8 protein-coding genes are annotated in these 10,586 nt (G+C 47.8%); 7 read left to right on the forward strand and 1 reads right to left on the reverse strand.

Annotated features, from left to right (window positions below):
* The first annotated feature begins 2 nt into the window (after positions 1–2).
* The 5 genes from murC to lpxC all read left to right on the forward strand — a co-directional run bounded on the left by murC (position 3) and on the right by lpxC (position 6,076).
* Positions 3–1,463 carry a UDP-N-acetylmuramate--L-alanine ligase gene (gene murC / locus L4D12_RS14150; RefSeq protein ID WP_428448504.1) on the forward strand — a complete coding sequence of 487 codons (1,461 nt, stop codon included), beginning with the start codon at positions 3–5 and terminating at the stop codon, positions 1,461–1,463.
* A gap of 276 nt (positions 1,464–1,739) precedes the next feature.
* Positions 1,740–2,492: a cell division protein FtsQ/DivIB gene (locus L4D12_RS14155; RefSeq protein ID WP_428448494.1), complete on the forward strand. Its 753-nt coding sequence runs from the start codon at positions 1,740–1,742 to the stop codon at positions 2,490–2,492.
* A 72-nt stretch (positions 2,493–2,564) separates the two neighbouring features.
* Positions 2,565–3,821: a cell division protein FtsA gene (gene ftsA, locus L4D12_RS14160; protein WP_428448495.1), complete on the forward strand. Its 1,257-nt coding sequence runs from the start codon at positions 2,565–2,567 to the stop codon at positions 3,819–3,821.
* A gap of 34 nt (positions 3,822–3,855) precedes the next feature.
* Positions 3,856–5,043 carry a cell division protein FtsZ gene (gene ftsZ, locus L4D12_RS14165; protein ID WP_428448496.1) on the forward strand — a complete coding sequence of 396 codons (1,188 nt, stop codon included), beginning with the start codon at positions 3,856–3,858 and terminating at the stop codon, positions 5,041–5,043.
* A 115-nt stretch (positions 5,044–5,158) separates the two neighbouring features.
* Positions 5,159–6,076, forward strand: a complete 918-nt coding sequence (gene lpxC / locus L4D12_RS14170) for a UDP-3-O-acyl-N-acetylglucosamine deacetylase (protein WP_428448497.1) — start codon at positions 5,159–5,161, stop codon at positions 6,074–6,076.
* 160 nt (positions 6,077–6,236) lie between these two features.
* Here the strand turns inward: lpxC and L4D12_RS14175 are convergent, their stop codons facing one another.
* Entirely contained in the window at positions 6,237–6,695 is a 459-nt protein-coding gene (locus tag L4D12_RS14175; protein WP_428448498.1) for a DUF721 domain-containing protein, read from the reverse strand.
* 437 nt (positions 6,696–7,132) lie between these two features.
* On the opposite strand from L4D12_RS14175, the gene secA reads away from it, so the two are divergent.
* Both secA and mutT read left to right on the forward strand, forming a co-directional pair.
* Entirely contained in the window at positions 7,133–9,862 is a 2,730-nt protein-coding gene (secA, locus tag L4D12_RS14180) for a preprotein translocase subunit SecA (RefSeq protein WP_428448499.1), read from the forward strand.
* Between the two features lie 126 nt (positions 9,863–9,988).
* Complete coding sequence (gene mutT / locus L4D12_RS14185) at positions 9,989–10,402, forward strand: 8-oxo-dGTP diphosphatase MutT (RefSeq protein ID WP_428448500.1); 414 nt, start codon at positions 9,989–9,991, stop codon at positions 10,400–10,402.
* Positions 10,403–10,586: the final 184 nt, after the last annotated feature.

Below are 10,586 nucleotides of genomic sequence, written 5' to 3' on the forward strand. Positions count from 1 at the left end.
TGATGAGTAAACTGGATTCCCAGCAATTAGCAAAAATTAGAACCATGGTGCCAGAGATGCGTCGGGTAGAGTGTATTCACTTTGTCGGTATTGGTGGTGCGGGTATGAGTGGCATTGCCGAAGTGTTGGTGAATGAGGGCTACCGGATCAGTGGTTCTGATCTTGCGCCTAACGCTGTAACCGATCGTTTGAGCAGTAAAGGTGCTGAAATCTATTTTGGTCATCAGGCTGATAATGTATCCGGAGCCAGTGTCGTGGTGGTTTCGACGGCCATTGATAAGGAAAATCCGGAATTGGTTGCCGCGCGTGAGCTGCGGATTCCGGTGGTTCGCCGGGCAGAAATGCTGGCAGAGTTAATGCGTTATCGTCATGGTATTGCGATTGCAGGTACTCATGGTAAAACAACCACGACCGCATTGGTGACACAGATCTATTCAGAAGCAGGCCTGGATCCAACGTTTGTTAATGGTGGGTTAGTGAAAAGTGCGGGTACTAATGCCCGATTAGGTTCAAGCCGTTATTTGATTGCTGAAGCTGATGAAAGTGATGCCTCTTTCTTACACTTGCAGCCGATGGTTTCGGTAGTAACGAATATTGAAGCTGATCATATGGATACCTATGGCGGTGATTTTGAAGTTCTGAAACAGACGTTTATCGATTTTCTGCACAACCTGCCATTTTACGGGCTTGCTGTAATGTGCATTGATGATCCCGTGATACGTGAGCTACTTCCAAGAGTTGGCCGACAAGTGATCACCTATGGCTTCTCTGATGATGCAGATGTACGCCTTGTTGATTATTATCAGCAAGGCCAACAAGGGCATTTTTCAATACTCCGTGCGGGTAAGCCGGCATTGAAAGTTAAATTGAATATCCCAGGCAAGCATAATGCACTGAATGCCACCGCGGCAGTGGCCGTCGCGACGGAAGAAGGTGTGGATGACGATGCGATTGTACGCGCCTTGGCTGAATTTCAGGGAACTGGTCGCCGTTTTGACCACCTTGGCGAGTTTGAAACAGGCAATGGTACCGTTATGCTTGTGGATGACTACGGCCACCATCCTAGCGAAGTGAATGTCACCATTCAGGCGGCAAGGGCCGGCTGGGCTGAGAAGCGATTAGTCATGGTCTTTCAGCCACATCGTTATAGCCGAACGCGCGATCTTTATGACGATTTTGCTAATGTGCTTGAACAGGTTGACGTGCTCGTTATGTTAGATGTGTATGCGGCAGGAGAAGCGCCGATAGCGGGGGCCGATGGCCGCTCACTTTGCCGCACTATCCGTGGCCGCGGCAAAATAGATCCGGTTTTTGTTCCCAGCAGTGATGCATTGCCATCTGTTTTAGCTAATATTCTACAAAATGATGATTTAATTCTGACACAAGGGGCGGGTGATGTTGGCAAAATCTCTCGTCAATTGGCTGATATGAAGTTAAATATTGCCGATATGCGCATGAATTGACATTTGCAGGATAAAACCTCACTATCGGCTCGTTTTTTGCATGTGTTTTGAGCTTTGATTAGCATACAGTAAGAAATGTTCAGCTAAAGTCGACGATTTCGTAGACTTTGCTCTCAGGAACGGAAAGGAATAGTGAGACAGGTGTTGGAGAGCCGGGGGTTGCTCGGTATAATCTGTCAACTTTACGCGGTAAAATACGCCTTATAATGAGAGGAGACTCTCAGGTGGTTGTTTTATCGTGTAAATATCGGCTATTTAATCAGAGTTAAACTATTTATGGCTGATGGTATCCTAAAAAGAATACCGCGCTCACCATTTATACCGCGTGGAAATTGGGGCGGATTGGCATTTTTGCTGTTTGTAATCGGATTTATTATCTGGTTATTTTCCGCCGCGATTGGCTGGATGACAGACGCTAACCGATTACCTTTGTCTCAGTTGGTTATTCAGGGTGAGTTGCACTATCTAGCGCCTGACGATGTAAGGGCTGGGATCTTACGTTTGGATCAGCTAGGCAGTTTTATGACTCAGGATGTCGATGATATCCAGCATGCCCTAGAGGCGATGCCATGGGTTGCTCGTGCAGCTGTGCGGAAACAGTGGCCAGATACCTTGAAGGTGTACCTGGTGGAGCAAAAACCGGTGGCGTCATGGAATGATCGTTATTTAGTCAATGCTGATGGTGTTGTTTTCAGAGCACCACTTGAGCAGGCTGGGCAGCCATTGGTTGCTTTGGTTGGGCCCGAGGGGTCAAGCCATGAAGTGTTAGATGCCTTGCGAGAAATGCAGCCTAGGTTACAACATGCGGGTTTTGATATTGCCAAACTGGCATTAAATGAACGGCGAGCTTGGCGCCTTTGGTTGAACAACGGCATCAGGCTTGAGTTGGGACGCAAGGAGCGAATGGAGCGGTTAGACCGCTTTATTAGTCTGTCCCCAAAATTGGAGCAGCAAGGAAAAAACATAGAGTATATTGACTTGCGCTATGATACCGGAGCTGCTGTTGGCTGGATCGCTGATCCAGCGTAAAGCGAATCCCAATACGGTGTCGGTTTGACCGCTAACGTATTTGGCTTGGTAGAATAATAAGAGCGTGCGCTAATGACGAAAGCAGCAGATAAAAAACTGATAGTAGGCTTGGATATTGGTACGTCTAAAGTCTGTGCTTTGGTCGGAGAGGTGCTACCGAATGGCGAAGTAAACGTCATTGGTGAAGGCAGTAGCCCATCGAGTGGCATGGATAAAGGCGGAGTCAATGATCTTGAATCCGTTGTTAAATCAGTCCAGAGCGCGGTCTATAAGGCTGAATTGATGGCTGACTGCCAGATTTCCTCGGTCTTTTTGTCACTGTCAGGTAAGCATATTCGTTGCCAGACAGAAGAAGGCATGGTGCCCATCTCTGACAAAGAAGTTACACAAGATGATGTCGATAATGTTATTCATACGGCGAAGTCAGTAAAAATTAGTGATGAACATAAAGTTTTACATGTAATTCCTCAGGAATTTGCTATTGATTATCAAGAGGGAATTAAAAACCCGGTTGGTTTATCAGGGGTACGTATGGAGGCGAATGTTCATCTAATAACGTGTCATAACGACATGGCGCGCAATATTGTCAAGGCAGTCGAGCGCTGTGATTTAAAGGTCGATCAGTTAATTTTCTCTGGTTTGGCGGCAAGTCATGCGGTACTAACACCGGATGAGCGAGAGCTCGGTGTCTGTGTGGTCGATATTGGTGGCGGTACCATGGATATTGCGGTCTGGACTGGCGGAGCCTTACGTCATGCTGCAGTGATCCCTTACGCGGGTAATGTTGTCACCAGCGATATAGCGTACGCATTTGGCACACCGTTGGCGAATGCTGAAGAGATAAAAGTTAAATATGGCTGTGCATTAAGCGAGTTAGTGAGTAAAGACGCGAAGGTCGATGTACCGAGTGTTGGCGGTCGACCGTCTCGCAGCCTGCAGAGCCAGACGTTAGCAGAAGTGATCGAACCCCGGTATAGCGAATTGCTAGGGTTAGCGAATCAGAAGCTAATGGAAGTACAGGAACAATTGCGTAATGCGGGTGTAAAACATCAGTTGGCGGCAGGTATTGTCCTAACCGGTGGTGCAGCTCAGATGGAAGGATTGGTGGAATGCGCTGAGCGTGTGTTTAGCAATCAGGTTCGGGTTGGGTTGCCTTTGGAAGTGACTGGACTGACAGAACATGTCCAGTTTCCGCATTATGCAACGGCAGTAGGATTACTGCATTATGGAAAGGATAGTCAGACATTTGATGGCAGTGACATTGAGCCGAAACGCTCGGTTTCTGGGTTATTTGCCAAAATCAGTGGCTGGTTAAAAAAAGAATTTTAAAACCTGATGCAAACAGGATGGACGGAGAGAACACATGTTTGAACCGATGATGGAAATGTCTGACGAAGCGGTAATTAAAGTCATAGGCGTTGGCGGCGGCGGCGGTAATGCTGTCGATCACATGGTACGTGAATCAATTGAAGGGGTTGAGTTTATTACTGTGAATACAGATGCTCAAGCCCTTCGCAAGAGTAGTGTAAGCACAGTGATCCAGATCGGTGGCACAATCACCAAAGGTCTGGGCGCAGGGGCTAACCCACAAGTTGGGCGAGACTCAGCACTGGAAGATCGTGAAGCGATTAAAGCTGAGCTGCAAGGCTCAGATATGATCTTCATTGCTGCAGGTATGGGGGGCGGTACCGGTACGGGGGCTGCACCAATCATTGCTGAAGTGGCAAAAGAGCTTGGTATTCTGACCGTAGCGGTAGTGACTAAGCCTTTTAGCTTTGAAGGCAAAAAGCGTATGGCTTTTGCTGAGCAGGGAATTGAAGAGCTGTCTAAGCATGTTGACTCGCTGATCACGATCCCTAACGAGAAGCTGCTGAAAGTACTTGGCCGTGGTATCACACTTTTGGATGCCTTTGCCAAGGCCAATGACGTTTTGAAAAATGCGGTACAGGGCATTGCTGAGCTGATCACCCGTCCAGGTATGATCAACGTCGACTTTGCTGATGTACGTACCGTGATGTCAGAAATGGGTCATGCGATGATGGGTAGCGGTGTTGCTACGGGTGATGACCGTGCTGAAGAAGCCGCTGAAATGGCGATTTCGAGTCCGTTACTTGAAGATATTGACTTAGCTGGTGCTCGTGGTGTGTTAGTAAACATTACCGCTGGTTTAGACATGCGTCTGGATGAATTTGAGACCGTGGGTAATACCGTTAAGGCCTTTGCATCAGATAATGCTACGGTTGTGATTGGTACTTCTCTTGATCCGGATATGACCGACGAACTGCGCGTAACCGTTGTTGCAACGGGTATTGGTAAAGAGAGTAAGCCAGACATTACGTTGGTAACATCATCTAAGCCAGTTCAAGCCGTCGCACAGGAAAAGCCGGTTGCAGCGTCAATGGTTGAAGAAACCAAAACGACGACAGTAACGCCGTCAGGATCTGTTGCAGATACTGCTGGTCAGCAGGGTGCAACGGCTGCGAAAGCTAAGCCTCAGGCTGATCATGATTACCTTGATATTCCAGCATTTTTGCGTAAGCAAGCTGACTAATAAATGCAAAATATTTGGGAAAGTGGTCACAAAGTGATATGATATCCGCCCTAGTTTTTACTTTTGGCAAGAACTTGGGCTGATATTTAGGCAAAACATGAGTTGAGAAAAGCAGATGATCAGACAACGAACATTGAAAAGCATAGTGCAGACGATTGGGGTGGGACTTCACTCTGGTCGTAAAGTCACGCTTATTCTTCGTCCTGCTGCTGCAAATACGGGTGTGATCTATCGTCGTACTGATTTGAATCCACCTGTTGATTTTCCAGCAGATGCCGATTCAGTGCGTGATACCATGCTTTGTACCGCCTTGGTTAACGAGGATGGGGTACGTATCTCAACTGTTGAGCACTTGAATGCAGCATTGGCTGGTATGGGTATCGATAATGTTATTATCGAAGTGGATGCGCCGGAAATTCCTATTATGGATGGTAGCGCCAGCCCATTTATTTATTTGCTGCAGTCAGCCGGCATAGACACGTTGAACGCGCCTAAGCGCTTCTTACGGATTAAAAAAACAGTCCGTGTTGAAGATGGCGATAAGTGGGCAGAACTCCGTCCGTATAACGGGTTCCGTTTAGACTTTGCGATCGATTTTAACCATCCGGCAATTGATTCAGAGCAACAGCGTTTGGTGTTAGATTTCTCCAGTCAGTCATTTGTTAAAGACATTAGTCGTGCGCGTACATTTGGCTTTATGCGTGATATCGAATACTTGCAGTCGCAGAACCTGTGTCTTGGCGGCAGTTTTGATAACGCTATCGTTCTGGATGATTACAAAATCTTGAACGATGATGGCTTGCGATTCGATAACGAGCTTGTGACTCACAAGGTTCTAGATGCGATTGGCGACCTGTACATGTGTGGCCATAATGTGATTGGCGAAATGGTGGCCTTTAAATCAGGGCATGCATTGAACAATACGTTGCTGCGCGCTGTATTGGCCGATCAGGAAGCCTACGAGTGGTCTACCTTTGACGATGAGCAACAGGTTCCTGTAACCTTTGCCCAGCCAGGTATGGTTCTCGCCTGAGTCTCTTGTACAGACAGAATTAAAAAATGCCGGGCTTAGTCCGGCATTTTTGTCTGTTCTTCCCGATCAATTATATTGACGGGATGACCTCTGACGATAATCTTTTCGCACCTCGCACCTCGCACCTCGCACCTCGCACCTCGCACCTCGCACCTCGCACCTATTTCCCCCTCTTCTCTGCCAATGCCGCGATACGCTCTAGCCGGGATTTGATTTTATCTGGGGCATATTGTGCCGTATGCAACAGGTACTCAGCCGCTTTAGCACTGATGGGCTTGCGGACAATATCGGGGGTTTTCTCTTCCGGCTTGATTGCGATAGCGGCTAACTTGGGATTTACCTTAATTTCTATCCGCGCAAGGTTGGGTAATAATTTCTCTCGAAGCTTATTGATCAACGTATTGCGTTCGTAGTTAAGGCGCATAGACCAGGCCGCCGATGCGGTTTCGATGATCAAAACGCCTTGACGATAGTTGCTGACTCGACAATGCTCCGCACAAGCAAGGTGCTGCTTCACGGCTTTATCAAGCTTGCTCAGGGCTATTGCCCGTTGCTGAATATTGCTGATCTGGCTGTCATCAAGCAGGCTGGCTGGAGTTTGTGGGCGGTGGTCACGCATAGCTTGGTATTCCCGGGCAAAAAGTAACGGCTAAGTTCTAATTTTTCGAATATGGTAAACTAGGTTGAGGATTTGCCATAGGCGACACTCTCAATATGGCTTATTATAACAAGCTTGGGGGATCTGTTGCTAAGGCTTGTGTCTGGTGGCAGTGAGAGGTGCCGTAGGCCCTGATTGGATGTCGGCAAACCGTAAAACTCTGGTATTGTTTTCATTTCCCCCTTGAAATGGCTACTCTAGGCCACAATATCATCATTAACCACAGTTTTTCGGGTCGGCTTCCGTTGTCACATTAAGTGGCTGATTTAGACGGGACAGGGATGAGTAAATCCATATACTGACAGTATGCTCAGTTTGGAGGATCCCGGTTGAAAAATTCAGATTAAGCAATTCAGCCATTTATGCAGCTGAAATAACAAAGAGAAAACGGCAAAGCCATGTTATCAAAACTACTGACCAAAGTTATCGGTAGCCGTAACGACCGCACACTGCGTCGTATGCGCAAAATTGTTGACCAGATCAACAAGCTTGAACCTCAATTCGACAGTCTGTTAGACGAAGAGCTAAAAGCGAAAACCGTTGAATTCCGCGAGCGTTTGGATCAAGGTGAAACCTTAGATCAATTATTGCCAGAAGCCTTTGCAACTGTCCGTGAAGCATCAAAGCGTGTCTATGGCATGCGCCATTTCGATGTCCAGTTACTGGGTGGTATGGTGCTGAATAACTGCCAGATTGCAGAAATGCGCACTGGTGAAGGTAAAACGCTGACCGCAACGCTACCTGCCTACCTGAATGCCTTGACGGGTAAAGGTGTCCACATTGTCACCGTGAACGACTATTTGGCGTCGCGAGATGCTGAAACTAACCGTCCGCTATTTGAATTCTTGGGCATGACCGTGGGTGTCAACGTACCGAACATGCCACCACAGGCGAAAAAAGAAGCCTATGCCGCTGACGTACTGTACGGTACGAACAATGAATTTGGTTTTGATTATCTGCGCGATAACATGGCATTCCGTCCGGAAGATCGTGTCCAGCGCGAGCGTTTCTTTGCCGTGGTCGATGAAGTGGATTCCATCTTAATCGATGAAGCCCGTACCCCGCTGATCATCTCTGGTCCTGCTGAAGATAGCTCTGAGCTGTATACCAAGATCAATGCCCTGATCCCACAGTTAGTAAAACAGGATCAGGAAGACAGTGAAGAATACCGTGGTGAAGGCCATTATACGGTTGACGAAAAGGCGAAGCAGTCATACCTGACGGAAAACGGTCAGGAGTATGTCGAAGAACTGTTAAAGCAAAACGGCATGATGGAAGAGGAGGATACTTTATATTCTCCGGCTAATATCAGTTTGCTACACCATGTTAATGCCGCTTTGCGTGCGCATGTACTGTTTGAACGTGATGTTGATTACATCATCAAAGATGACGAAGTGGTTATCGTTGATGAACACACGGGTCGTACTATGCCAGGGCGCCGTTGGTCAGAAGGTCTGCATCAAGCCGTTGAAGCGAAAGAAGGGGTGAAAATCCAGAACGAGAATCAGACTCTGGCTTCGATCACTTTCCAGAACTATTTCCGTTTATACACCAAATTGTCAGGCATGACAGGTACGGCTGACACCGAGGCATTTGAATTCCAATCTATTTATGGCCTGGAAACCGTGGTGCTGCCAACCAATAAGCCAATGATCCGTAATGATATGGGTGACTTGGTATACATGACCGAGCTTGAAAAGTTCGCGGCGATCAGTGAAGACATTAAAGAGCGTGTTGAAACGGGTCAGCCTGTCTTGGTTGGTACAGTCTCAATTGAAAAATCAGAGCTATTGTCTAAAGCGCTGAAGAAGCAAGGCATTAAGCATGAAGTGCTGAATGCGAAGTTCCATGAACGTGAAGCTGATATCGTTGCTCAGGCGGGTGCGCCCGGTGCAGTGACAATCGCGACGAACATGGCGGGCCGTGGTACAGATATCGTGCTGGGTGGTTCATGGCAGACCGAAGTGGCGAAGCTGGATAACCCAACTGATGATCAAATCTCAGCCATTAAAGCTGATTGGCAAGTGGCTCATGATGCGGTACTGGTCTCCGGTGGTCTGCATATTATTGGTACTGAACGCCATGAATCACGCCGTATTGATAACCAGCTCCGCGGCCGTTCAGGTCGTCAGGGTGATGCTGGTTCATCGCGCTTTTACTTGTCAATGGAAGATGGTCTGATGCGTATTTTTGCCTCTGACCGTGTATCGAACATGATGAAAAAGCTGGGAATGGAAGAAGGCGAAGCCATTGAGCACCCTTGGGTAACCAAGGCGATTGAAAATGCTCAGCGTAAAGTTGAAGGCCGAAACTTCGATATCCGTAAGCAGCTACTTGAATTCGATGATGTTGCCAATGATCAGCGTAAAGTCGTGTATGAGCTGCGTGACGAGCTGATGAATGCAGAAGACATCAGTGAGATGATCGAGCAGAATCGTGAAGATGTGATTCAGGATATGATCGATGGCTATATTCCTCCGCAATCGCTGGAAGAAATGTGGGATATTGCCGGCCTTGAAGAGCGTTTGAAGAACGATTTCGACATGGACTTACCGATCCGTGAGTGGCTAGACAGTGAAGATAAGCTTTACGAAGAAGCCCTGCGTGAGCGTATTGTTCAGCAAGCGGTAGACGTTTACCGTCACAAAGAAGAAGTGGTTGGCGCGCAAGTGCTACGTAACTTTGAGAAGACGGTGATGCTACAAAACCTCGATACCTTGTGGAAAGAGCACTTGGCGGCGATGGATCACCTGCGTCAGGGTATTCATCTACGTGGTTATGCTCAGAAGAACCCGAAACAGGAATATAAGCGCGAGTCGTTTGAGCTGTTTGAAGGTATGCTGGAAAGCTTGAAGTCTGATGTCATTGCGATTTTGAGCAAGGTACGCGTACAGCAGCAGGAAGAGGTTGAGCGTGTTGAGGAAGAGCGTCGCCGCCAGGCGGAAGAGCTAGCTCGCCGTCAGCAGTTCCAGCATCAGAATGCAGCCAGCCAGATCGCCGACGAGAGTGAAAGCAGCGATGCGGAAGCGGCACCATACCAGCGTGAAGAGCGCAAAGTTGGCCGCAATGAACCGTGTCCGTGTGGCTCTGGTAAGAAATACAAACAGTGTCATGGTCAGATCAACTAATTGATCTACATGTGACGAAGAAAAAGGCCGCTGATGCGGCCTTTTTGTTAGCCATCTTTTGTTGCGTAAGCGGTAAAATTTTTGTAGTTATAGCCATCTAGATAAGAATCAGAAGTAGGCACCCACGTGGAAAAGAAACAGATTTGGATTTCAGCCGGGATTATTTTGAATCCTGAACAGGATAAGGTGTTTATTACTCAGCGTGCAGCCAAAGCGCATAAGGGCGGTTTTTGGGAATTTGCTGGGGGAAAGGTGGAATGTGGTGAAACCGCCGAGCAAGCTGTGATCCGTGAACTGCATGAAGAGGTGGGTATTGATGCCACTGCGCTTGAGCATTTTATTGCCGTTACTCACGATTATCCGGAGAAAGCCCTGACGCTGGATTTCTTCTTGGTGACCGCCTTTGAGGGGGAGGCATTTGGCAAAGAAGGCCAGCCAGGCAAATGGGTCGCGCTGAGCCAGTTACGTGATTACGCATTTCCTGAAGCCAATGACGTGGTGTTGGAAAAGCTGATTGAGGAACGAGGAAGAGCGATTTAAGATCAGAATCGAGAAAGAGCAGGGACGGGTAAAAGCGAAAGGATAGGATATAAAAAACGGGCGCTTTTCAGCATCCCGTTTTAACATCTTGCCGAACCTCGAACCTCGAACCTCGAACCTCGAACCTCGAACCTCGAACCTCGAACCTCGAACCTCGAACCTCGAACCTCGAACCTCGAACCTC

Origin of the sequence: Photobacterium nomapromontoriensis (genome assembly GCF_050336815.1) — a bacterium.
Lineage (GTDB): Bacteria > Pseudomonadota > Gammaproteobacteria > Enterobacterales > Vibrionaceae > Photobacterium > Photobacterium nomapromontoriensis.

Bases quoted from the DNA above. Each gene is read 5' to 3' on its own strand.
- murC (WP_428448504.1), top strand. From the start codon at position 3: ATGAGTAAACTGGATTCCCAGCAATTAGCAAAAATTAGAACCATGGTG.
- L4D12_RS14155 (WP_428448494.1), top strand. From the start codon at position 1,740: ATGGCTGATGGTATCCTAAAAAGAATACCGCGCTCACCATTTATACCG.
- ftsA (WP_428448495.1), top strand. From the start codon at position 2,565: ATGACGAAAGCAGCAGATAAAAAACTGATAGTAGGCTTGGATATTGGT.
- ftsZ (WP_428448496.1), top strand. From the start codon at position 3,856: ATGTTTGAACCGATGATGGAAATGTCTGACGAAGCGGTAATTAAAGTC.
- lpxC (WP_428448497.1), top strand. From the start codon at position 5,159: ATGATCAGACAACGAACATTGAAAAGCATAGTGCAGACGATTGGGGTG.
- L4D12_RS14175 (WP_428448498.1), bottom strand. From the start codon at position 6,695: ATGCGTGACCACCGCCCACAAACTCCAGCCAGCCTGCTTGATGACAGC.
- secA (WP_428448499.1), top strand. From the start codon at position 7,133: ATGTTATCAAAACTACTGACCAAAGTTATCGGTAGCCGTAACGACCGC.